This is a genomic window from Neolewinella litorea (assembly GCF_004803465.1).
In the GTDB taxonomy this organism is placed as follows: Bacteria; Bacteroidota; Bacteroidia; order Chitinophagales; family Saprospiraceae; genus Neolewinella; species Neolewinella litorea.
Map to the genome: position 1 here is coordinate 16,385 of NZ_SRSF01000003.1, position 23,317 is coordinate 39,701.

Below are 23,317 nucleotides of genomic sequence, written 5' to 3' on the forward strand. Positions count from 1 at the left end.
ACCACTTGACATGGCTTGTTTTAGCCGACGGACCCGGCACCCGCGCTCCGCCGCAAAGTCGATTGTGAGGGGTGCTAGCGAAATTTCACTAAATTGCGGACGCGATGGGTGGATCTATATTCACCCCTTCAGTTTGATCATGTAGCCCCCTTTAGCCAAGAAAATAATGAGGTTATCTACCCTTCTAGCCGTTTGCTGCCTGGCGATCAGCGGTACCCTTTCTGCTCAGGTCACCCTGAACGGCACCATCCTCGACGCGGAAAACGGCGATGCCCTCATCGGGGCCACCGTGCTGGTCAAGGGAACGGCCAACGGCACCGTAGCGGACGTTGACGGCAGCTGGCAACTCACCGTCAGCGGCCTGCCGATCATCCTGCAGTTCTCCTATACGGGCTTCGCGCCGACGGAGCTGGAAGTGACCGATCCGGAGCAGGATCTGACCGTGCGCCTCGGCGACAACGCGGTGACCACCGACGTAGTGGAGGTGCGCGGCCGCCGCATCAGCGAAAAACAGCAGCAGGCCGCCCTGACCGTGGAAACCCTCGACGCCATCGCCATCAAGGAAACCGCGGCGGCCAACTTCTACGATGGCCTGGGCAGCCTGAAGGACGTTGACCTCACCGCCGCCAGCCTGGGCTTCAAGATCGTGAACACCCGCGGCTTTAACAGCACCAACCCCGTCCGCTCCCTGCAAATTATCGATGGAGTGGACAACCAGAGTCCGGGACTCAACTTCAGCCTCGGTAACTTCCTCGGGGCCTCGGAACTGGACGTCAACCGCGTCAACCTGGTGGTAGGGGCCTCCTCGGCCTTCTACGGGCCGAACGCCTTCAACGGCGTGATCGCGCTGGAAACCAAGGACCCCTTCCTGCAACCCGGCCTCTCGGCCCAGGTAAAGGTGGGCGAACGCAACCTTATCGAGGGCGGGGTGCGCTGGGCGCAGGCGCTCAAGAACGACGACGGCAACCCCTGGTTTGCCTATAAGCTTAACCTCTTCGGCTTCCGGGCCGACGACTGGGTAGCGGACAACTTCGACCCGGTCTTCGGAACCGAACTGGGCCGCGACAACCCCGGTGGCTACGACGCGGTCAACATCTACGGCGACGAGGCCAACAACTCCTTCGACTTCCGCCGCGACCGCCGCGCACCGGGCCTTGGCGTGATCCGCCGGCAGGGGTACAAGGAAGAGGACCTGGTGGACTACGACAGTGAAAACCTCAAGGCCGGGGCCGCCTTCCATTTTCGCCTCAACCCCTCGCGTACCCTGGAAAGTACCGAACTGCTGCTGGCCACGAACTACAGCACGGGTACGACCGTCTACCAGGGCGACAACCGCTTCAGTCTGCGCAACATCCAGTTCTATCAGCACCGGATCGAACTGCGCAACCGCGACAACTTCTTCCTGCGCGGCTACGTGACCCACGAGGACGCCGGCGACAGCTACGACCCCTACTTCACGGCCATTCAGCTGCTGAACCGGCATAAGTCAGACGCCCAGTGGCAGACCGACTACCGCAATTTCTGGCGGGGCAACATCTCGCCCCAGCTGACCAATATGGAAGGCTACCCAGACTGCTTCCCGCAATCGTGCGACATCACCGAGTTCCGCGAGCGCGTGGCCGCTTTTGTGGCGCAGCCCGCCATCCAGGCCCTGCTGCCCGGCTACCACCAACAGGCCCGTGAAGTGGCCCAGCGCGCCATCGCGCCGGGTACCGAAGACTACTACGAAGTGGGCACCCAGCGTTTCCAGGATGCCTTTGACGAGATCACCGGCACCCTGATCAGCGAGGGCGGCACCAAGTTCTACGACAAGAGCGCCCTCTATCACCTGCACGGGGAAAAGCAGTTCGCCGACGTCTGGCAACCCAATGAATCGAGTGACCTCGACCTGACGGTAGGTGCCAACTATCGCCTTTACACCCCCGACAGCAAGGGTACCATCCTGCTCGATACGATGGGCCGCAACATCGACACCTGGGAATACGGCGTCTACGGCGGCGGCACCCTTAACCTCCAGAACCGCTACAGGATCAGCGCCAGTCTGCGGGCCGACAAGAACAAGAACTTCGACCTGCTCTTCAGTCCGGCCGCCAGCTTCGTCTACACGCCTACCGACCGGACCACCCTGCGGGCCTCCTTCAGCTCGGCCATCCGCAACCCGACGCTCAACGACCAGTACCTGTTCTACAACGTCGGCCGGGCCATCCTGCTGGGCAACATCGACGGGGTGGAGAATCTGGTCACGATCCCCAGCCTGGTCAACTTCGTCAACAGCGGCGACGAAACCGTGCTGGAATACTTCGACGTTCCGGCCATCCAGCCCGAAAAGGTGAAGACCGTAGAGGGTGGTATCCGTACCACGGTGGGCAGCAGCCTGTTCCTGGACGCGACCTACTACTACAGCCGCTACGACGACTTTATTGGCTTCAACCTCGGTGCGGACGTTGACTTTTTCTCCGGCATCCTCAGCGGTGCCCAGGCCTACCGCGTGGCCGCCAATGCCCGCGACCGGGTTACCACCCAGGGCTTTAGCCTGGGTACCAACTTCTACTTCGCCGACTACTACGCCCTGAACGGCAATTACAGTTGGAACCGCCTGAACACCGAAACCGACGATCCCATCATTCCGGCCTTCAACACGCCGGAGCACAAGTACAACCTGGGCATCTCCGGCCGTAACGTTCCCGTAAACCTGCTGGGCGGCGCCCTGACCGATTTCGGGTTCCGTGTGAACTACAAGTGGGTGGACGGTTTCATCTTTGAGGGGAGCCCGCAGTTTACCGGCTTTATCGAGAGTTATGGCCTGCTCGATGCACAAGTGAACTTTGCCCTACCCGGTATCAATACAACCCTTAAGTTAGGGGCCAGTAACCTACTGGATAACCAGGTCTTTCAGGTATACGGCGGGCCCCGCATCGGTCGCCTGGCCTACCTGACGGCTACCTACCAGCTGGACCAACGCTAAATCGCTAATCGCTCTATTCTAACAACCTACTACTTATGTTAAGAACCTTTACCCTCTCTGTAGTCGTGCTGCTGCTGGGCCTGTGCACGGGCCTGACCGCGCAGACGCGCTTCATCGACCCCATGTTTGAGGTCAGCGCACCCACCACTGACACCTTCGGTCAGAACATCGACGTATTCCTCCGGGGCGTCAATCAGCTGGAGGTCGATGTGTACGAGCCGGCCGACGATACGACCACCCAGCTGCGGCCGGTAGTCGTTATGTTCCCCACCGGAAACTTCCTCATTCAGTACCTGAACCAGGGACCCTACGGCAGCCGCCGCGATTCCGGCCTGGTTGCCATCATGTCCGAACTGGTCACTCGTGGCTACGTAGGCATGGCCGCCGAATACCGCACGGGCTGGTTGCCCACCGCCCAGGATCAGGACGTACGCACCAGCACCCTGCTGAAAGCCGCCTACCGTGGCGGACAGGACGCCCACACCCTGGCCCGCTTCCTCCGCAAGACGGTTGCCGAAGAGGGTAACCCCTACCAGATCGATACAAGCCGTATCGTTTTCTGGGGACTCGGCACGGGCGGCTACGTCACCATGACGCACGCGTTCCTCGATGACGTAGAGGAGATCCTGGCCGACGACCGCTTCTACGACGTCAACGACCAACCCTACGTCAGTCAGAACATGGATTCCAACCCCCAGGGTACCCTGCCGGCCGCCATGCCCGACGGATCTGGCGGACAGGTCCCCACCAACATTCCCAACCATGTAGGCTACAACTCCAACGTGGCCATGTCGGTCAACGCCGGGGGCGCCCTCGGTGATCTCGACTGGATGGAAGGCAAGGAAGGCGAGCCGCTGGTAGTGGGTTTCCACAGCGCCAGTGACCCCTTCGCGCCCTTCTCGATCGGCGACGTTATCGTACCCACCACTGGTGACCTCGTGGTTGACGGCGTAGCGGGAACTGAGCAGATCATCGAAAAGGCCAATATGCTGGGCCTGAACGACGCCATCGCCGCCGCCAACACCACGGACCTGCCCGATATGTACAGTGACCTGTCAGTGGCCGTCAACGCCCGCAACGAAGTCTACAAGTCGATCGTCGTGGATCCCGATCCCGACAACGTGACCGGCGATGAGGAATACGAACTGTCGCACGACAACATGTACCCCTTCGTCTACCCCGGTGAAACCTTCAGCTCCCCCTACAACTGGATGGATCCCGCCAAGGTACGCGCCGAAATCACCGCCTTCAACTCGGTGACCGGACAGAACATCAACGCCGATTTCGTGATCGCGGGTGAGAACATGTTCAACCCCAACGCTACGGACGCTGCCGCGGCCCGTACGGTAGTGGATACCATGATCGCCTACTTCGTGCCCCGCGCCTACATCGGCCTGGACCTGGCCAACCTGTCGACCAGCACCGAAGAGGTAATCTCAAACGCCACCGTTGGCCTGGACCTGTTCCCCAACCCCACCACGGCCGGATTCACGGTACGGGTGGCCGAGAACCTGCGCATCCGCCAGATCGATATCTTCGATATCAACGGTCGTCGCGTCGCGCAGATCACCGGACTGGGACAGTCTTCCTACACCATCGGTAGGGGCGACCTGCCCAATGGACAGTACATCGTCCAGCTGCGGCTCGATGAAGGTACCACCGCCCGCAAGGTGATGCTGCGGTAAACTCCGCCGCTCACCCCGGGTAAAAGAACCCCGTCGGCTCCGGCCGGCGGGGTTCTTTTCATTTAATCAGTTCCTTCGGGGGTGCCAGGAACACCCCGATGCAGAAGAAGGGGCGGGCCTCGACCCTGGTCTCCAAATCAAGGTCGATATCCGAGGCAGGATTGAAACGGGTATTGACCGGCAGGTAGTAGCCCGCCTGCCCGAAGGCCCAAACCCAGGCGCTGAGGTTGTGCTCGTACTGCAGCATGGCGCGTACGCCGTTGTTACGGAGGAAGTACTGGCCGAGGTCCGAGAAATTGCCCCGGTCTTCGGTGTTCAGCGCGTAATATTTACTGTCGAAGGTGGCGCCGATCAGGAAGGTATTGACCAAATCCCGACCGACGTTGCGGCGCAGGTAGGCCTGGCCGGGCAGGGCGGTCTGGATGCCCCAGTGGGCGTTGAAGGTGCGGTTGTAAACAAAGAACGGTATGGCGATCTGCCGTGCCTTGTTGTTGCTGTAGGTGATGCCGACGGCCCATTCCTCGTCGGGGCTTACTTTCTTGCCATAGACCGCCGCGGCGCTGTAGGTACGGTAGATGCTGCCGAAGTCGATCAGCCCCTGGTAGTCGCCGTTGAGCGACATTCGGAACCGCCCGGAGGAATAAAAGCGCTCGTCCCAGCTGTGGGTGAAGTAGGCCGACAATTTGTTGGCCTTCAGCCGGCGCTCGTCGAGCAACTGGAAGAGGGTGAGGTGCTGTTCGTGCCCCGCGTAGGGATTACTGAAGAAGTATTTCTCGGTATCCCATTCGTAGCCTAGCAGGATCTTCGTCTGCGGCTTGTTCATCAGCGGCACCTTGAACTTGAAGGTGAACTGCTCCAGGTGGGTCACGGTCTGCTTGCCCCCGCCGAGGTCGTCGCCGGCATCCCATTGGAACTGCGGCTGGGTTTCGTAGCGGATCGACACGCCACGGCTTTGACTGCGGTAGCGGACGCCGGGTCGGGAGTACACCGGGTGGTCGTCGGTGAGTACTTCCAGGTTCCCCTGCTCCATTTCTATTTGCGCGGCCGCGGGTGCCGAGAACAGCAACAGGAGCAGAAAGGGTAGGTAGGGGTAGAGGTAGCACATGCGACGGAAGATGGATTTGATAAGAGAAAGAAAATCCACCTGGTATAACCTGGCCCGCCCGCCCCCGTGTTCGCGGCCAACGACTATCAGGTATTTCACCGCGATGCTCTTACTTTGCGGGAAACCCTGCGCCCTTGGCCACCGCTAATTCCCCTTTGCTGACCCTGACCACCGATTTTGGCCGCAGCGACTTTCACCTGCCGCGCCTGAAGGCCCAGTTGCTTTCCGCCCAGCCGGACCTGCGGATCGTCGACATCAGTCACGATATCCCCACCTACGATATCGTGCGGGCGGCCTTCATTTTCAACAAAGTATGGGACCACTATCCGCAAGGGACCATCCACCTGCTGAGCGTGTACGATTTTTACCAGCCGCGGGGCAGGTTCCTGGCGGCCTGCTATGGCGGCCATTATTTCATCGCGCCGGACAACGGCATTTTCTCCCTGATCTTCGGCGAGGTTCCGGAGCAGACCTACGTACTGGACGACTACGACAAGGACGCCTCCCTGAGCTCGATTTACGCCCGGGCGGTCAGCCACCTCGCGCGCCGCAAGCCGTTCCACGAAATTGGCGTACCGGCCACCCGCTATACGGAGCGCCTGGCCTTTCAGCCGGTGATCGGGCCTACTTACATCCGGGGATCGGTGGTGTTTATCGACCGCTTCGACAACGTGACCACCAATATCACCCGCGAGCTCTTCGAGCAGGTAGGGGAGGGCCGGGGCTTCCAATTGCTGGTCAAGCGGATGCCCCCGCTCGACGGACTCAGCTTTCGCTACCACGACGTGCCCGAGGGAGAGGCACTTTGCCGCTTCGACTCCGATGGCTACCTGGAGATCGCGGTCAACCTCGGCCGCGCCGCGCCGCTCCTCGGCATCAACGTAGAGGATACGGTGCAGATCGAGTTTTTCAGCGTCTCCTGACGTTAGGCGGCTGGTTATTGCGTCGGCCCGCCCTCGCCACCGCGGGCAAAGTGCTCCGCGTTGTAGCCGTCGGACGCACCCCGGGGGATGGACAGCGACTGCCAGTCCGTGCCCCGAATCTGCTTGGCAAGCAACACGATCTGCCCGACGTGGTAACTGTAATGGGCCAGTTGGCGGTTCAGGGCTTCGATTACGGTGTGGGCCTCGTTGCGGATGTAGACCACCGCAGTGAGCTGTTTCGGGGAGAGTTCCGCCAGGACGGTCTCCAGCACCCGCCACCCTTCATCCCAGGCGGCCTGCAGGGCGGCGCGATCCGGAAAATCGTCGATGAACTCGGTATCCCGCTGCCGCCAGGGCTTTTCGCCGTCGCTGTGGAGGAAGTCCGTCCACCGGCTCCGCATATTCCCGGCCAGGTGCTTGACGATCACCGCGATGCTGTTGGTGCGGGCTACATCGTCTTGCTGAAGCTCCGGGAAACTGAGCTGATCCATGGCCGCCTGCCCAAGCCGGCGGTAGTAGGCGAAGCGGGCGCGGTAGCTGGCGAGCAGGTGGCTGGAGAGGTCCATGGAGAGGTAGGATTTACGGCCGGGTACGGCACCCGCACTCCGGTGCCCTATATCAGACTGACGTAATGCGGGAACATTTGCAGCCAGAGGGGCCAGTCGTGCTCGATGTTGCCGCGGACGTCGAGCCAGTGGTCGATTCCCTTACGGCGGAGTTTCTCGGAGAACTTCAGGTTGGTGTCGAGGCAGATGTCCCAGTTGCTGGTGCCGAGTACGATCTTCATATCCCAGAGATGGGGATCGTTGGCGCCTTCGATGAAATCCATGGGATTGTTGAAGTAGGCGTTGTCGTCGTAGTAGCCGCGCAGGAACGACTTGATGTCGTAGGCACCGCTCATGTTGAAGAGGTGGCTGACCATTTCCGGGTGGCGGAAGGCAAAGTTGGTGGCGCTGAAGCCGCCGAAACTGATGCCCGCGCAGGCGATGCGACCGGAGGGTGTGTTCCAGCGGATCTGGGGAACGAATTCCTCGTGCAGGAACTTGTCGTACTGGATATGCCGCAGGAGCCGGTGCCGCGGATGAATGTTGGCATACCAGCTGGCGTCGTTGATACTGTCCGGACAAAACACCTGGATGAAGCCGCGCTCGACGAACCAGCGGACAGACTCGATCATGCCGCGGTCCTTGGCCTCGAAGTAGCTGCCGAGCGTGGTGGGGAATACCACGACCGGGTAACCGCGGGTGCCGAACGTGAGCATCTTGATGTTGTGGCCGAGGTGGTGGCTGAAAAATTCGGTGTAGGTTTCGTGCATTGCGGCGGGCTGAGGAGCGTCAAGGTAGCAAACCGCGCCAATACCGCTACCTTTGGTCCGTGAAACCGCTCTCCTTTTTCCGGCAACTCGCGGGCAGTCTGCTCTCTCCCCGGAAACGTTTACTCCGGCGTACCTACACCCTCCAGAGCGTTCACCTTCGCCGGAAGGTGACCCTGGATGTTTACCGCCCCGCCGTGCCCCCCTGGCGCCTGCTCTCGCTGGTCGTGTTCAACGACGGTCAGGACCTGCACCGGATGGACATGGCGGAGCGCCTGAGCCGCCTGTTCCGGTCGGGCAACCTGCCGCCCACCCTGGTGGTCGGCGTACACGCCGGCGATCGGATGCGGGAGTACGGCACCGTCGGCCGGGCCGACCACGCGGGCAACGGCGAAGGGGCCGCCGACTACGAGAAATTCATCACCCTGGAACTCCTGCCCTGGCTCGAGCAACGCAACAACCTGTTTCACGGGCCCGCGCGGCGTAGCATTGCCGGCTTCAGTCTTGGCGGCCTCAGCGCCTTCGATTTGGCGTGGCGTAACCCCGGGGCGTTTCGCACCGCCGGCGTATTCAGCGGATCGCTGTGGTACCGGTACGCTAATTTCGATCCGGAATTGCCGGATGCCAACCGCATTGTACACGATTACGTGGCCCGCAGCAAAATAGGGTCGATCCCCAACCGCTTCTGGTTCATGGCCGGTACAGACGACGAAGCGGCGGACCGCAACAACAACGGGGTGATCGACGCCATCGACGATACCCTTCAACTCATGGCCTTGCTGCAGGAGAAGGGCCTCAAGGTAGGAAAGGATATGGCCTACGTCGAAGTGGAGGGCGGTAAGCACGAGCCGGAAACCTGGGGCAGGGTGATCGGAGACTTTCTCACCTGGGCGGTGAAGAGCTGAGTCCCGTACGGCTGCTGGACAACCACAACATTCGTCCTACCTTTGCTGCATGCAGATAGACTACCTGAAACTGGCCGAGGAAGTGGGCCAAATCGCCCGCCGCGCCGGCGCCGCTATCCTGGATATCTACAATGGCGAAGACTTCGGCGTGGAGCAGAAGGCCGACGACAGCCCCCTCACCAAAGCCGATAAAGCCGCCAATGAGGTGATCGTAGCCGGCCTCAGAGAGCTGACCCTGCAAGCCCCCGTGGTATCGGAAGAAGGGAAAGACATCCCCTACCGCGAGCGGGAACAGTACACCCGCTTCTGGCTGGTCGATCCCCTGGACGGTACCAAGGAGTTCATCAAGCGCAACGGTGAGTTTACGGTCAACATCGCCTTGATCGAGAATGGCCGGCCGGTGCTCGGGGCCGTTTACGTCCCCGCCACCGATGAACTGTATTATTCGGCGCAGGACCGCGGCGCCTGGCTGGATGGTACCGGCCGCATACAGGCGGCTTCCTTCACCCTCCAGGATTCTAACCTGCGCGTGGTGGCGAGCCGCAGCCACCTCAACGATAAAACCCGGGAATTCATGGACCAGCTCAACGAGCCGGAGATCGTGAGCCGGGGCAGTTCCCTGAAAATACTCGAACTGGCCCGGGGCGCCGCCCACCTCTATCCCCGCCTGGCCCCGACCATGGAATGGGATACCGCCGCCGCCCACGCCATCCTGCTGGAAGCGGGCGGCCACCTGGTGAACGACGAGACGGGCAAGGAACTCGTCTACAACAAAGAGGTACTGCGTAACCCCCACTTCGTGGCCTACGGGCAGGTCAGCGAGGGGCAGCTGAGCTGCTGATGCGCCGCCCGCTGTCGATCATCTATACCACCTTCAACGAGGTCGATATCATCGAGCCATCGCTGCTGAGCGTGGCGGGGTGGACCGACGACCTTCACGTGGTCGACAGTTTCAGTACCGACGGAACGGCAGGACTGCTGGCGGCCCGCTCGGACGTCCGGCTGAGTCAGCGGAAGTACAGTGGGCCATCCGACCAGAAAAACTGGGCCATCGAACAGGCCCGCCACGAGTGGATCCTGCTGCTGGACGCCGACGAGATAGTGCCGCCCACCCTGCGCAGCGAGATCGCCTTGCTCCTTGATACTCCTAAACTGCTCGACGCCTACTGGATCGGGCGCGATAATTTCTTCATGGGGCGCCGCATCCACCACAGCGGCTGGGGCAACGACCGGGTGGTCCGGCTGTTCCACCGCGACCGGGCCCGCTACAACCGCAAGCAGGTCCACGAGGAAATCGAGACCGCGGGCCTGCAGGTAGGCCACCTTAAGGGCAGGCTGCAGCACTATACCTTTAAAAGCGTCGACCACTTCCTGGACAAAACCCGACGCTACGCCCGCTGGAAAGCCATGGACCAAGCCGCGACCACCCCCCGGATCGGTCTGTTTCACCTGCTCATAAAACCGATCTTCCGTTTTTTTCGCCAATACGTGGTGCAGGGGGGCTTCCGCGACGGCCGGGAGGGGCTGATCATCTGCACCGTGGTGGCCTACGGCGTCTTCCTGCGTTACGTATACCTGCTCGCAGAGCGGCGGGAATCCGGCAAATGATTGGTCTGCCTCGGCTTAGTTTCCCATCTTTGCAGCGCTAAATACCCAGTCTTGACCGATACCAAGTTCGTCATTGTCGGGGGAGGCGTGGCCGGATTGGTCGCTGCCCTCACCCTGGAAGCCGCCGGCCATGCCCCACTCTTGCTCGAAAGCAGCGATGAAGTGGGGGGTAGACTGCGCACGGACGAGGTCGATGGTTTCCGCCTCGACCGCGGCTTCCAGGTGCTGCTCACGGAGTATCCGGAAGTAAAGCGGTACCTCGACCTGGAGGCCCTCGGCGTTCAGGCCTTCCGCCCCGGTGGCCACGTACACACCCGCCAGCAACACTTCCGCTTTGCCGACCCACTGCGCGAACCCGCTCAGTTGTTCCGGTCGCTGCTTTCTCCCGTCGGCACCCTCAACGACAAGATTCGCCTGGCCCAACTGGGCTTCAAGGTGATGCGGCTCACCCCCGAGGAATGCTTTGACGACCATACGTCGCAGGCTACGCTCGACTTTCTTTGGGAGTACGGGTTCAGCGAACAGATCGTGGAGCGGTTCTTCCGTCCCTTCTTCGGGGGCATCTTTCTCGAACAGCAACTCCAGACGCCGGCCGCCCTCTTCCGCTACATCCTTAAAATGTTCGCCCAGGGCAAGGCCGTACTGCCGGCCGACGGTATCCAGGCCATCCCCCGCCAGCTCGCCGGCCGACTGGAACGCACGGAAATCCGCACCAACTGCCGGGTCACCGCCGTAGAAGGTGATGTAATCCGGCTCGACGACGGTAGTACCCTGCCGGCCCGTGCCATCATCGTGGCCTGCGCCCCCGGCGAACTGTTTCCGCAGTTGGCGGGCTACCCCCAGCGGTGGAAGTCCACCACCAACCTGTACTTCTACAGCAAGCGCCGGCAAAAGGAAAATCGCCTCATCAACCTGGTCTCCGACCCCACCAGCACCATCAACACCTTCTGCGTACTGGATGAGGTAGCGCCCACCTACAAGCTGAACCAGCAGGGCGGCTCCCTCATCAGCGTCAGCCTGAAGGAGTGCCCCGAGAGCGACTCCGTGGCCCAGGTCGAACAGGACCTGCTGCGCCACACCCGCCTGCCGAACGATGCCCTGAGCTTCATCCGGCGGTACGACGTACCGCACGCCCTGCCGGAAGTGAACCCGGTGGCCTATCAGTACGATGCTACCCACAGCCGGCTCATCGACCGGGTCTTTCTGGCCGGCGACCAACAACTCAATGGCTCCCTCGACGCCGCCATGCGCAGCGGACGCCTCGCGGCGGAGGGGGCACTACGCACCTAGCCAACTATGTTACGCCACGAATTCCACCTGCCCAGCGGCCGCGACGGCCAGCCCCTGATCTATTTTTGCGGCAACAGCCTAGGGCTGCAGCCACGCGCCGCGGCGGATCGCCTGCAACAGGAACTTGACAGCTGGCGCGAGCGCGGGGTGGAAGGCTGGTGGGGTGGCCCGGAAGGCGGATGGCTTGGTTACCACCGCCGCCTGCAGGAAGGCCTGGCCCGAATCGTCGGCACCCGTCCTGAAGAAGTGGTAGCCGCCAATGCGCTGACGGTCAACCTCCACCTGCTCATGGTTTCTTTCTTCCGGCCCGCGGGCAAGCGCCGGAAGATCATCATGGAGCGAGGCGCTTTTCCCAGCGACCAGCACGCCGTGCAGGCCCAGTTGCGGTACCACGGACTGGACCCCGCGTCGGATCTGATCGAGGTGGGCCCCCGCCCGGGCGAGACGACCATCGCTACGGAGGATATTATCGACGCCATAGAAAGGGCCGGGGACGAACTCGCCCTGGTGCTGTGGACCGGCGTGCAGTATTACACGGGACAATTCTTCGATCTGCAAAGAATTGCGGACGCGGGCCGCAGGGTAGGGGCTACCATCGGTTTCGACCTGGCTCACGCGGCCGGCAACGTGCCCCTGGCGCTCCACGACTGGGAGTGCGACTTCGCCGTGTGGTGCAACTACAAATACCTCAACGGCGGGCCGGGCGCGCCGGGCGGCCTTTTCGTGCACGAGCGCTACGCCGAGCGACCCGACCTGCCCCGCTTTGCCGGTTGGTGGGGGCACCGCGAGAGCGACCGTTTCCTGATGAAGCCCGCTTTTCACCCGGCCGCGGGTGCCGCCGGGTGGCAGGTTTCCACGGCCCCCGTGCTGGGGCTGGCGCCTTTGTTGGCCAGTCTGCCCCTCTTTGATCGGGCGGGCGGGATGTCAGCGGTACGGGCCCGCAGCCTGGAGCTTACGGGGCGACTCTACGCCGATCTACAGGAAATGAAAGGTATGCAGCTGCTCACGGGTGGTGATCCCGCGCAGCGCGGTGCGCAGGTGTCCGTCTACGTGCCCGGCCACCGTCCCGATCTGGAAAAGCAACTGTCGGAACTAGGGCTGATCTGCGATTACCGGCAGGATAACCTGGCGGGAAGTGAGGGTGGGGTGCTGCGGCTTGCCCCGGCCCCCCTCTACAACACCCTAGAGGAAGTGGCCCGCATCCCCGACCTGCTGGAGCAGGCCCTCCACCCAATTCGGTAGCCGTGCAAACTTCTGGTAAAATATCAGGGTTGTACCTACAACTATCCGAACCAAAACATGACAATATTTCTCCTGGCCATTCTGGCGCTTATTGGCGTCTACCTTTCTCAGGACACGCGCGTCCACCAATAATTCCGGGGGCCTTCCTCCTTATATGGCTGGTGTTTTCACTGGCCGGGTGCGCCTCTGTGCCACCGCTTCCCGGCACCGGCGATCTGCCTACGCCTCCCCAACCTGATTATGGAATGACCGCCAATTGGGCGGCACTTCCCTTCACCGATGATCCCGCCGATCGTACTCCGGGCGACAGTCTTCGCGATCAACAAGCCTCGGCACCGGCGGATGTCTTCTTCATTCACCCTACCATTTACACCGCTACCCGGAAGGACAATCGCTTCTGGAACGCGAGCCTGAACGACGCCAGGTTGAACGCCGCCGTCGACGAATCGACCATCCTCAACCAGGCCAGCATCTTCAACGCCGCGGGGAAAGTTTACGCCCCCCGCTATCGGCAGGCGCACCTCAGTGTATTCTACGACGACGGCGCGGCCGTGAAGCAACGCGCCCTGGATACCGCCTACGCCGACGTGCTGGCCGCCTTCGATTATTATCTGCGCTACTACAACCACGGTCGCCCAGTAATCATCGCCGCCCACAGCCAGGGCACCCTGCACGCCGAGCGGCTGCTGGCCGACCGCTTTGACGGGAAACCCCTGCGCGATCAACTCGTGGCCGCTTACCTGGTGGGTATGCCGGTCATGCGCGATCAATTTTTTGATATCCCGGTGTGTGAATCGGCCGGGCAGACGGGCTGCTTCGTGAGCTGGCGCACCTACCGCGACGATTTCGTGCCGCCACCCGGGGCCGACCGGCCGGGCGTAGCCGTGGTCAATCCCCTCACCTGGACTACCGCTACCACCCGCGCGCCCGCCGAGCTTAATGAGGGAGGTGTACTATACAACTACGACGCCGGTCCCATTCCGCATCTGGTAGGGGCCGAGATCCGGGGCGGCGGCCTGTTTACCGACCGACCACGCTTCTTTGGCGATATTTTCTTTTCTACCCGAAATTATCACGTCGCGGACTACAATCTCTTCTGGGTGAACGTCCGAAAAAATGCTCGGACGCGGGTGCAAGGCTTCCTCGGAAATTAGCCCGGCACCTGCGGCCGCGCCCACCCTTACGATTCGGTAACGCTTTAACCCCCGCCGGGGCCCGAACCGGCGGTGGAAACCCTACGTTTGGCTAACAAAAAACACCCATGGGCAAGACCGAAAACCTCTTCAGCCGCGAGGCCATCGAAAAAATCAAGAAGATCACCGACGATACGCGCACCTGCATGTTCTGCACCAACCTGGGGCAGAAACCCTTCAGCAGCACGCCCATGGCCACCCAGAAGGTAGAGGACGATGGCTCCATCTGGTTCTTCAGCGCGAAGGACAGCGACCGGAACGCCGACCTGCAGCGGGAGTCGGAAGCCCAACTGATCTACAGCAGCCAGAAGCACGAGGAATACCTGAGCTTGTACGGTGATGCGGTAGTCCTCTACGACCGCCAGAAGGTGGAAGAATTGTGGTCGCCCCTGTCCAAGGTATGGTTTCAAGAAGGTCCGATGGACCCCAACCTCAGCCTTATTCACTTCAAACCACGGGAGGGTTACTATTGGGATACCCAGCACGGCAAGGCAGTCGCCTTCGCAAAAATGGCCGCTTCGGTGGTGATTGGCAAGACCATGGACGATGGAGTACAGGGTAAGGTAAAGCCTTGATTAACAGGATGGTGCACAAGTATATCCGTTTATAAACGTATATATTCGCAAGTAAACGGATAGTTGACGACTGTTGGATTGCGGTGACCGGAAGTTTGGGACGAAATCAAATCATTCATCCCAAACGCCTTGTACCGTGACCAGAACTGAACTTACCTCCTACCTCCACGCCCTTTACAGCGGCTTCGATCCTGCCACCAATCGACCCGCGGGCCGGGGAAGCTGCCTTGCCGATCCGGACGTCCACCGCGGGTTGGGCCATTTGCTGCGCGGGCTGGCCGACCGCGATACCGCCGCGACGGCCATTACCCAGCCGGAAATTGACTCCCTTACCAGTGATCTGCGGGCGATGGGGTACGAACCGACCGCTACTCAGGTGGCCAAGATCCTGATCGGCAGCGCCAGTATCATCGATCCCCGGTTGCGGTGCCTGCCCGCCTTTCGCAAGTACCGGGGCGTATTTCCCCGGCGGGCCATCGTGGCCGCGCTGCGACCGTACCTCGAGAACAGCCACGTGGAAGATACTTTCGCCGAGCCCGCACCGGACGATTGGGAACGCGAGGAATTCTTCGACACCGGGCACTTCGACAAACTGAGCAATGAGAAAGCGGAGGAATTGCGCGAGGAGATCGGGCAGCTGGGCCTGAAGAAAGCAACGGAGAAACTACCCGCCTACATGCAGCGGGCGCGGCAGCGACTGCCGCGGTCGTTCGAGCCCTGGACGCGGGAGGAGCGCGGCCTTCTGATTGAAGCTATGTGTTATACCAACGACAGCGAACGGCTGGCCGGACTCTTCGGGCGTTCGGCGTCGGCCATACGACGGGAAGGGAAAAGACTGATCTGGCAGAGTCGTCAAAAGGCGGCGTGAGCATCTAAAATTACCCTGCCGGTGTTTACGGGGGGTGCGTGAACAACAGCGGATAGGTTTAGGTGGCGGATGTCACTGGTGTACGGAGGGCGTATTCGTCTCACTTGCCGGCGTTGACCGGGTGGATCAGGGGTGGATCGCTTCCGTAGCGCCGGATACGTCCTATTCCGAAGCGGTCATCGTGTATTACGATCCGGACCGCATATCCCTGCGTGAATTGTTGGCCGTACACCTGGAAACCCACGCTGCCAGCAGTTCTCACGCCCTGCGTAAGCGCTACCGATCGGCCGTCTATACCTTTTCGGAGGAACAGGATCGGCAGTGCCGGCACTTGCTGGCCGAGCTGGCAAGGGCGTACAGCAGTGGGATAATAACCCGTGTATTGTCTTATGGTGCCTTCCGGCAATCCCTGCCGGAGCACCAGGACTATTACCGCAGTGATCCTGAGCGACCGTTTTGCCGAAGGTATATCAGTCCGAAGCTAGAGCGGCTGCGGGCTGACCGTCCATACCTTTTTTGATGCATAAAGCAATAAGGGCTATGTTCACGCTGTTAAAACCCCGTTCATTACCATGGTGCGGCTGCCGCAGTCGGCTCGCCTCCCTTTTCTCTCCCGTTATTCCTAATCCATACTACTCCTATGGGCTTTTTTAAATCCCCCACGTTCAAATACATCAAGAACTTCATCATCGGTGTCGGCGCGGCCGTCGTCATGCTTGGAGCGCTTTACAAGATCCAGTCCTGGGAAATGCCCACCATTGGTGGCGTTACGATTGACTTGCTGACCCTCGGACTTGGGGTGGAGGCCGGTCTCTTCCTGCTGATCGGTATCCTGGGTCCCGACCCGGACTACTACTGGGACAAGCTGTACCCCGGCCTGTCGAGCTACGACGGCGACGTACAGCCCCTCACCCCCGGTGCCGTCACCACTACTCCGCAGGTTGCCGCGCTGAACGGCGAGGTGGTCGAGGAGCAACTCGGCGGCATGCTGGTGGAGCTTCAGACGATGTCGAAAAGCATGAGCAGCCTCAAGGCCCTGCAGGACGCCGACTTCAGCGGCACCTCCGCGCAGATCAAGCAGATGGGCAACTTCTACGCCAAGCTGAACGAGGCCATGGCCGACCTGGCCGCCACTTCCGACGAGACCAAGATCTACCAGAAGAACCTGCAACAACTCAACGGTAACCTGAGCACCCTGAACAGCGTGTACGGTAACATGATCAGCGCCATGCGCGCGCCCGTGGCCAAAGTTTAATCCCAATTCTAAACTCCTGACCGCCCCCGCCCCGGTGGTCCCAACTTTTTCATTGTATGTCAATTCCAAAGGAACCCCGGCAGTTGATGATCAATATCATGTACTTGGTATTGATGGCACTGCTGGCCCTCAACGTCTCCGCTGAGGTGATGGATGCCTTTCAAACCCTCGACCAGGGCAACAAGAACAGTATCGCCACCGTAGACGAACAGATTGAAGAAACCGTTGCCAGCCTTAACGACCTCCTCCAGGACGAGTCGAAAGCCAAGTACCGGGTACTTCAGCCCGCCATCGAAGACATCCGCCGGGAGGTGGTCACCTTTAATACCTACGTCAGCGGCCTGCGCGACACCCTCATCGACGTCAGTGGAAACAACGACGGAGAAGTCACCATGGAAGGTGACTACATCGAGAGCCATGGTGTACTTGCCCCCAAGGGTAAGAAAAACAAAGACGTGACCACCCGCCTGCTCGTGCAGGGCCCCAACGGGTCGATCAAGGAAGGTGTAGGTGCCGGTGAAGAACTCAAGCAACGCATCATCGAGACCCGCCAGCGCCTGATCGACATTTACAGCAACCTGCTCAACGAGCACGGCGAAACCCTGCAGCTCAACGAAGCGCAGCGGCAAGCCCGCATCGCCAGCGTGGCCGAGAACATGCCCTTCAGCATCGACGACGAAACCTGGCGCACCTCCAACAACAAGAAGGTGAGCTGGGCCGACCACAAGTTCGGTCACATGCCCCTGGCCGCGGTACTTCCCCTGATGTCGCAGATCCAGTCGGACCTGAAGGTATCGGAGGCCAACCTCGTCAACGACATCGTCCAGATGGCCGGCGGCAAGCAGATCGTCTTTGACAAGTTCTTCCCCGTCTTCCAGGCCGACAAGAGCTACGTCATCGGCGGCGAACGCCTCAACGCCAAGGTGTCGGTAGGCAGCTACTCCTCCGCCCTGCAGCCCGAGAACATCGACCTGCGGGTGAACGGACAGCGCCTCAACATCAAGCCCGACGGTACGGCCGATTTCAGCCTGGTCGCCAGCGGATCGCCCGGTCCGAAGACGATCCAGACCAGCGTAGCGGTCACCAACCCCCTCACCGGCGAGGTGACCCGCGAGAGCGGCACCTTCACCTACGAGATCGGCACCCGTTCGGTAGCCGTTTCTGCCGACAAGATGAACGTATTCTACATGGGTGTCGACAACCCCCTCACCGTAGCCGCTGCGGGTGTAGCCTCCAATGACGTGCGCGTCAGCTTCGGCGATGCCATTACCGGCTCCGGTTCCGGCAACAGCTACGTGGTCCGCGGCGTACGCCCCACCGGCAACGGTACGACCAACGTTACGGTAACCGCCAACGGCCAGACCCTGGGTACCTTCCCCTTCCGCGTCAAGCCCATCCCCGATCCGGTACCCACCATGGGCGGCGAGCAGGGCGGCGACATTGCCAACTCTACCTTCCGCGCCCAGCGGGGACTCTTTGCGGAGCTGAAGAACTTCGACTTCGACGCCCGTTGTGAGATTGCCGGCTTCCAGATGCTGTACGTTCCCGCCCGGGAAGACGCCCTGGTGGCCTCCAACCCCGGCGGTGCCTTCGGCGGACAGGCCGCAGCCCTCGTGGGCCGCGCCAAGCCCGGCGACAACTACCTTTTCAAGAACATCAAGGCCAAGTGCCCCGGCGACAGCGCCCCGCGCGACCTCGGTACGATGTCTTTCACCATCCGATAAGCCTCCGGCCGGCCACCTGGCCGACCAACCGCACCGGGCCGGTAGCAGTTCCCGCTGTTACCGGCCCGTTTTCGGTGAGGGGCATACCACGGCGCGGTCGAACAACGTTGTGGCTAAGTCAGTATGATTAATTTTCAAACCACCTCATTCCACATGAAGGCAGCCTATAAGATGGTTCTGTTGCTCCTGCTCGCGGCGTCCGCCGTAGCCACGGCCCAGCAGACCCCCACCAACCCCGAGCAGCAGCCCAGCACCTTTACGCTCCCCGGTGCCGGTGACGACAATGTCCTCATGCAGGACGGTGAGTTCGAACCCCCGCTGAACGATATTGTCGACGGCACCTCGATCCGGGAGCGCCGCGTGCTGCCCTACGAAAACCTTCGTGAGGCCGACATCATGTGGAAGCGCCGCATCTGGCGCCTGATCGACGTCCAGGAAAAGATTAACCTCCCCTTCATCAACCCCCAGCGCCCCCTGATCACCATCCTGCTGGAAGCCGCCCAGAGCGGTGACCTGCGCGTGTTTGACCCCATCGGCGGAGACAACTTCTCCATGCTGATGGATGAGCAGACCCTGCAGCAGATGGCCGGCGGAATCGACACCGTACTGGTGACCGACCCCAATACCTACGAGCAGGTAGAAGTATACGAGGAGCGCCTCTTCGACCCCACCAGCGTGATGCGCTACCGGGTGCAGGAGATGTGGTTCTTCGACAAGGAGAGCAGTACCATGAAGGTCCGTATCCTCGGCATCGCCCCCATGATCCAGGAAACCACCGAAAACAGCCGCACCATCGAGCGCCCCATGTTCTGGGTGTACTACCCTGAGGCCCGTCAGCTGCTGGCCAACGAGAGCGCCTTTGCCTACGGCAACGACGCGGCCAACCGGAGCTGGGAAGACGTTTTTGAATACCGCTTCTTCAACAGCTACATCACCAAGGCCAGCAACGTGCTCGACGAGCGCATCGACCGGCCCGAACGCAGTGGCCGCGAGCAACTCCTCGAGTCCGAGCGCATCAAACAGGAAATCTTTAACTACGAACAGGATCTCTGGAGCTACTAGGTAGCTACCATACATCACGACACTGTATCAGGCAGGCTCGGAGCAATCCGGGTCTGCCTGTTGCTTTTCCGACTAACCGTGACGCCAGCGCGGGTGCATCGGAGGCAAGGCCAAACCCTTTCCCCCGGCCGGTGGTTACTTTATCAACCCCTACTCCCAAACCTTTCCCTTTTGAATCCGACCGAGCAGTTAGTGCAGCGTTACGCCGATAGCGACCGGGTAGCGAAGATCCTATCCTTTACCCAGTCCGCCGGCGGCTCCGCCCCCCGCGTGCAGTTGCGCGGACTCGCCGGTGCCCTCGAAAGCTTTCTCGTAGCCGGCTGCTACCGCAAGGCGGGCGGTCACTTCCTGGTGGTGGCCACCGACAAGGAAGAAGCCGCCTACATCCAGAACTCCATTGCCGCCCTGCTGCCCAAAAAGCAGGTGCGGTTACTGCCCGACAGCTTCCGGCGGCCCCTGTACTTCGACGTATTGGATAACACCAATGTGCTCATGCGCACGGAGACGATCAACTACCTCACCCACAGCCAGTCGAAGGGGGAGATCGTAGTGACCTACCCGGAAGCCCTCTTCGAGCAGGTGGTGGCGCCAAGCGTGCTCACCGCCAGCCGGATCGAGATCACGAAGGGGGAGGACATTGACGTCGACACCATCATCGAGGTACTGGTGGAGTACGGCTTCAAGCGCGAGGAATTCGTATATGAGCCGGGGCAGTTCAGCATCCGCGGCGGCATCATCGACATTTTCAGCTACGGTAACGAGTACCCCTACCGCATCGAGCTGTTCGACGATGAGGTGGAAAGCATCCGCACCTTCGACCCCCTCCACCAGCTTTCGGTGGAGAGCGTCACCTACGTAAGCATCGTACCCAACATCAATACCAAGTTCGAGCGCAACCAGAAGACGAGCATCTTCAACGTGCTGCCGGAGAATACGACGATCTGGCTCAAGGATTTCCAGCTCCTGCTCGACCGGCTGGGGGAAGCCTACCGCAAGGCCGAGGAGTTCGGCAAGAATCTAACCCTCATCGACGACGATGAGCTCAAGCAGCTCTTCGACGACCGCGCCTTCATACGGCCGGGCGAGGTCATGGACGACGTCAGTGGCAAACCCCTGGTCTTCTTCAGCGATTACAAGCAACCCGTGAAGATCGACCACAGCATCGATTGCCGGGCTAAGCCCCAGCCGAGCTTCAACAAGAACTTCGAACTGCTGATCCGGAACCTGCTGGAGAATACTTCCTCGGGCCTTACCAACTACATCTTCACCGACAACCCCAAACAGATCGAGCGCTTCTACTCGATCTTCCGCGACCTCAACGCCGACGTACGCTTCGAGCCGGTGCCGGTGAGCATCCACGCCGGCTTCATCGACTCCGAACTCGAGGCCGCCTGCTACACCGATCACCAGATCTTCGAGCGCTTCCACCGCTACAAGCTGCGGCGCGGCTTCACGCGCGACCAGGCCCTGAACCTGCGCCTGCTCCGCGACCTTACGCCGGGCGACCTGGTGGTGCACATCGACCACGGCGTCGGACGGTTCTCCGGGCTGGAAAAGCTGGAGATCAACGGCAAGGTGCAGGAATCGGTACGCATGGTGTACAAGAACAACGACATCCTCTACGTCGGCATCAATTCCCTGCACAAGCTCTCGAAGTACAGCGGCAAGGACGGCCAGTTGCCCCGCCTCGACAAGATCGGCGGCGACCACTGGAAGAACCTGAAGTCGCGGACGAAGAAGAAAATGAAGGACATGGCCGGAGAGCTCATCAAGCTCTACGCCAAGCGCAAGGCCACCCCCGGCCACGCCTTCCCCCCCGACGGCTACCTGCAGAACGAACTGGAAGCCAGCTTCATCTACGAGGATACCCCCGACCAGCTCAAGGCCACCAACGACGTGAAGGGTGACATGATGAAGCCCCACCCAATGGATCGGCTCATCTGCGGCGACGTGGGCTTCGGCAAGACCGAAATTGCCCTGCGCGCCACCTTCAAGGCCGCCGCCGACGGCAAGCAGGTGGCCGTCCTAGTGCCAACCACCATTCTGGCCCTGCAGCATTTCCGCACCTTCAAGGAGCGGCTGGATGAATTCGGGGTGTCGGTAGACTACATCAACCGCTTCCGCAGCGCCAAGCAGAAAACGGAGATATTCAAGCGCCTCAAGGAAGGCAAACTGGACGTGCTGATCGGCACCCACGCCATTCTGAGCAAGCGGGCGGAGTTCAAGGACCTCGGACTGCTCATCATCGACGAGGAGCAGAAATTCGGCGTCAAGGCGAAAGAGAAGCTGCGGGCCATCCAGGTCAACGTGGATACCCTTACCCTCACCGCCACTCCCATCCCCCGTACGATGCAGTTCAGCCTCATGAACGCCCGCGACCTGTCGGTGATCCGCACGCCCCCGCCAAACCGCCAGCCCATTCACACCGAGGTGCGGCAGTTCAATGAGGAGGTCATCAAGGAGGCCATCGAGAATGAGGTGTACCGCGGCGGACAGGTCTTCTTCGTGCACAACCGCGTCAAGAGCCTCACCGACATCGTGACCATGCTGCGCCGGCTGTGCCCCGACGTGCAGTTTGCCGCCGCCCACGGGCAGATGGATGCCAAGGAACTGGAACAGACGCTGATCGAGTTCATCGACCGCAAGTACGACGTGCTGGTGTCGACCAACATCATTGAAACCGGTCTGGACATTGCCAACGCCAACACCATCATCATCAATAATGCCCACCAGTTTGGCCTCAGCGACCTGCACCAGCTGCGGGGCAGGGTAGGGCGGTCGAATAAGAAAGCCTACTGCTACCTCATCGCGCCCGCGTTGAGCGTACTTACCCCCGACGCGCGCAAGCGACTGCGCACCCTGGAGGAGTTCAGCGAGCTGGGCAGCGGCTTCAACATTGCCATGAAGGACCTCGACATCCGGGGCGCCGGTAACCTGCTGGGCGGTGAGCAGTCGGGCTTCATCGCCGATATCGGCTACGAGACCTACCAGCGCATCCTGGAAGAAGCGGTGCGGGAGCTCAAGCAGGGCGAATTCCGCGACGTATTCGCCGAGACGATGACCGAGGGCAGCGACTTTGTCCGTGAGGTCACCATTGAGACGGACACCGAGATGCACATCCCCACCGACTACGTCGAATCCACCCAGGAGCGCCTCCGCCTCTATCAGGACCTGGACAACCTGGAGGACGAAGCGGGACTGGAAGCCTTTGCCAACGGCCTCAAGGACCGCTTCGGGCCCATCCCCGGAGAAGTGAATGAACTCTTCGATGGCCTCCGCCTGCGGTGGCTGTGCCGGGAATTGGGCTTCGACCGCGTCGTGCTCAAGAACGACAAGCTCATGTGCTACTTCGTGGAAGACGCCCAGTCGCTTTACTACGACTCGGCCATTTTCAAGGCGCTGAGCGGCATCATCGCCCAGGAAGGCAAACTGCGCGGCTTGCAGTTGAAACAAACCCCACGCCGCCTGTCCCTGGTCAAGGAGCGGGTGTTCAATCTCACCCAGGCCCAGGACGTACTGGAATCCCTCGGCAAACGGGTTGAAGAGGTAAAGAACGAAAAGGAACTGGAAAAGGCGATCTAGCGCCTGCTGCGGCAGGCTGGTTC

The 23,317-nt window shown here is 61.0% G+C and carries 19 protein-coding genes; 16 read left to right on the forward strand and 3 right to left on the reverse strand.

The window, feature by feature from the left end; genetic code table 11:
* Window positions 1–166: 166 nt before the first annotated feature.
* Complete coding sequence (locus tag E4021_RS08425) at window positions 167–2,965, forward strand: TonB-dependent receptor (RefSeq protein ID WP_136458330.1); 2,799 nt, start codon at window positions 167–169, stop codon at window positions 2,963–2,965.
* 35 nt (window positions 2,966–3,000) lie between these two features.
* Entirely contained in the window at window positions 3,001–4,650 is a 1,650-nt protein-coding gene (locus E4021_RS08430; RefSeq protein WP_136458332.1) for a T9SS type A sorting domain-containing protein, read from the forward strand.
* A 58-nt stretch (window positions 4,651–4,708) separates the two neighbouring features.
* Here the strand turns inward: E4021_RS08430 and E4021_RS08435 are convergent, their stop codons facing one another.
* A complete protein-coding gene (locus E4021_RS08435; RefSeq protein ID WP_136458334.1) occupies window positions 4,709–5,755 on the reverse strand; it encodes a hypothetical protein in 1,047 nt (348 codons plus the stop codon).
* Window positions 5,756–5,889: 134 nt separating this feature from the next.
* Here E4021_RS08435 and E4021_RS08440 point away from each other — a divergent pair, with 134 nt between their 5' ends.
* On the forward strand, window positions 5,890–6,678 hold the full coding sequence (locus tag E4021_RS08440; RefSeq protein WP_168797528.1) for an SAM hydrolase/SAM-dependent halogenase family protein: 789 nt from the start codon (window positions 5,890–5,892) through the stop codon (window positions 6,676–6,678).
* Between the two features lie 14 nt (window positions 6,679–6,692).
* Here E4021_RS08440 and E4021_RS08445 read toward each other — a convergent pair whose 3' ends face one another.
* Both E4021_RS08445 and E4021_RS08450 read right to left on the reverse strand, forming a co-directional pair.
* On the reverse strand, window positions 6,693–7,244 hold the full coding sequence (locus tag E4021_RS08445) for a DinB family protein (protein WP_136458338.1): 552 nt from the start codon (window positions 7,242–7,244) through the stop codon (window positions 6,693–6,695).
* A 47-nt stretch (window positions 7,245–7,291) separates the two neighbouring features.
* Window positions 7,292–7,993: an alpha/beta hydrolase-fold protein gene (locus tag E4021_RS08450; protein WP_136458340.1), complete on the reverse strand. Its 702-nt coding sequence runs from the start codon at window positions 7,991–7,993 to the stop codon at window positions 7,292–7,294.
* A gap of 59 nt (window positions 7,994–8,052) precedes the next feature.
* Between E4021_RS08450 and E4021_RS08455 the strand changes: the two genes are divergently transcribed.
* From E4021_RS08455 to mfd, 13 genes are all read left to right on the forward strand, one after another.
* Window positions 8,053–8,895, forward strand: coding sequence for an alpha/beta hydrolase (locus tag E4021_RS08455; protein WP_168797529.1), 843 nt, complete (start codon window positions 8,053–8,055; stop codon window positions 8,893–8,895).
* 49 nt (window positions 8,896–8,944) lie between these two features.
* The gene (gene cysQ / locus E4021_RS08460; RefSeq protein ID WP_211096995.1) at window positions 8,945–9,736 is read left to right on the forward strand and encodes a 3'(2'),5'-bisphosphate nucleotidase CysQ; all 792 of its coding nucleotides are present in this window, start codon (window positions 8,945–8,947) and stop codon (window positions 9,734–9,736) included.
* Window positions 9,736–10,503 (forward strand): glycosyltransferase family 2 protein, encoded by a 768-nt coding sequence (locus E4021_RS08465; RefSeq protein WP_136458344.1) that lies wholly within the window; start codon window positions 9,736–9,738, stop codon window positions 10,501–10,503. The genes cysQ and E4021_RS08465 overlap by 1 nt, the downstream gene beginning before the upstream one ends.
* A 51-nt stretch (window positions 10,504–10,554) precedes the next feature.
* A complete protein-coding gene (locus E4021_RS08470; RefSeq protein ID WP_168797530.1) occupies window positions 10,555–11,793 on the forward strand; it encodes a protoporphyrinogen/coproporphyrinogen oxidase in 1,239 nt (412 codons plus the stop codon).
* 6 nt (window positions 11,794–11,799) lie between these two features.
* Window positions 11,800–13,035 carry a kynureninase gene (gene kynU / locus E4021_RS08475; RefSeq protein WP_136458348.1) on the forward strand — a complete coding sequence of 412 codons (1,236 nt, stop codon included), beginning with the start codon at window positions 11,800–11,802 and terminating at the stop codon, window positions 13,033–13,035.
* A gap of 245 nt (window positions 13,036–13,280) precedes the next feature.
* Window positions 13,281–14,189 (forward strand): DUF3089 domain-containing protein, encoded by a 909-nt coding sequence (locus tag E4021_RS08480; RefSeq protein WP_136458350.1) that lies wholly within the window; start codon window positions 13,281–13,283, stop codon window positions 14,187–14,189.
* A gap of 107 nt (window positions 14,190–14,296) precedes the next feature.
* Window positions 14,297–14,803 (forward strand): pyridoxamine 5'-phosphate oxidase family protein, encoded by a 507-nt coding sequence (locus E4021_RS08485; protein WP_136458352.1) that lies wholly within the window; start codon window positions 14,297–14,299, stop codon window positions 14,801–14,803.
* A gap of 136 nt (window positions 14,804–14,939) precedes the next feature.
* The gene (locus E4021_RS08490) at window positions 14,940–15,671 is read left to right on the forward strand and encodes a hypothetical protein (protein ID WP_136458354.1); all 732 of its coding nucleotides are present in this window, start codon (window positions 14,940–14,942) and stop codon (window positions 15,669–15,671) included.
* Between the two features lie 34 nt (window positions 15,672–15,705).
* Window positions 15,706–16,191, forward strand: coding sequence for a peptide-methionine (S)-S-oxide reductase (locus E4021_RS08495; protein ID WP_136458356.1), 486 nt, complete (start codon window positions 15,706–15,708; stop codon window positions 16,189–16,191).
* A gap of 120 nt (window positions 16,192–16,311) precedes the next feature.
* On the forward strand, window positions 16,312–16,926 hold the full coding sequence (locus E4021_RS08500) for a GldL-related protein (protein ID WP_136458358.1): 615 nt from the start codon (window positions 16,312–16,314) through the stop codon (window positions 16,924–16,926).
* Window positions 16,927–16,982: 56 nt separating this feature from the next.
* Complete coding sequence (gene porM / locus E4021_RS08505) at window positions 16,983–18,650, forward strand: type IX secretion system motor protein PorM/GldM (RefSeq protein ID WP_136458360.1); 1,668 nt, start codon at window positions 16,983–16,985, stop codon at window positions 18,648–18,650.
* A 153-nt stretch (window positions 18,651–18,803) separates the two neighbouring features.
* Window positions 18,804–19,712: a type IX secretion system ring subunit PorN/GldN gene (porN, locus tag E4021_RS08510; protein ID WP_136458362.1), complete on the forward strand. Its 909-nt coding sequence runs from the start codon at window positions 18,804–18,806 to the stop codon at window positions 19,710–19,712.
* Window positions 19,713–19,883: 171 nt separating this feature from the next.
* The gene (mfd, locus tag E4021_RS08515; protein WP_136458364.1) at window positions 19,884–23,294 is read left to right on the forward strand and encodes a transcription-repair coupling factor; all 3,411 of its coding nucleotides are present in this window, start codon (window positions 19,884–19,886) and stop codon (window positions 23,292–23,294) included.
* Window positions 23,295–23,317 lie beyond the last annotated feature (23 nt).

Excerpts from the sequence above, each read along its gene's own strand:
- porM (WP_136458360.1), top strand. The coding sequence starts at position 16,983 with ATGTCAATTCCAAAGGAACCCCGGCAGTTGATGATCAATATCATGTAC.
- E4021_RS08430 (WP_136458332.1), top strand. The coding sequence starts at position 3,001 with ATGTTAAGAACCTTTACCCTCTCTGTAGTCGTGCTGCTGCTGGGCCTG.
- porN (WP_136458362.1), top strand. The coding sequence starts at position 18,804 with ATGAAGGCAGCCTATAAGATGGTTCTGTTGCTCCTGCTCGCGGCGTCC.
- E4021_RS08445 (WP_136458338.1), bottom strand. The coding sequence starts at position 7,244 with ATGGACCTCTCCAGCCACCTGCTCGCCAGCTACCGCGCCCGCTTCGCC.
- E4021_RS08500 (WP_136458358.1), top strand. The coding sequence starts at position 16,312 with ATGGGCTTTTTTAAATCCCCCACGTTCAAATACATCAAGAACTTCATC.
- E4021_RS08450 (WP_136458340.1), bottom strand. The coding sequence starts at position 7,993 with ATGCACGAAACCTACACCGAATTTTTCAGCCACCACCTCGGCCACAAC.
- E4021_RS08480 (WP_136458350.1), top strand. The coding sequence starts at position 13,281 with ATGACCGCCAATTGGGCGGCACTTCCCTTCACCGATGATCCCGCCGAT.
- E4021_RS08465 (WP_136458344.1), top strand. The coding sequence starts at position 9,736 with ATGCGCCGCCCGCTGTCGATCATCTATACCACCTTCAACGAGGTCGAT.
- E4021_RS08425 (WP_136458330.1), top strand. The coding sequence starts at position 167 with ATGAGGTTATCTACCCTTCTAGCCGTTTGCTGCCTGGCGATCAGCGGT.
- cysQ (WP_211096995.1), top strand. The coding sequence starts at position 8,945 with ATGCAGATAGACTACCTGAAACTGGCCGAGGAAGTGGGCCAAATCGCC.
- E4021_RS08435 (WP_136458334.1), bottom strand. The coding sequence starts at position 5,755 with ATGTGCTACCTCTACCCCTACCTACCCTTTCTGCTCCTGTTGCTGTTC.
- kynU (WP_136458348.1), top strand. The coding sequence starts at position 11,800 with ATGTTACGCCACGAATTCCACCTGCCCAGCGGCCGCGACGGCCAGCCC.
- E4021_RS08485 (WP_136458352.1), top strand. The coding sequence starts at position 14,297 with ATGGGCAAGACCGAAAACCTCTTCAGCCGCGAGGCCATCGAAAAAATC.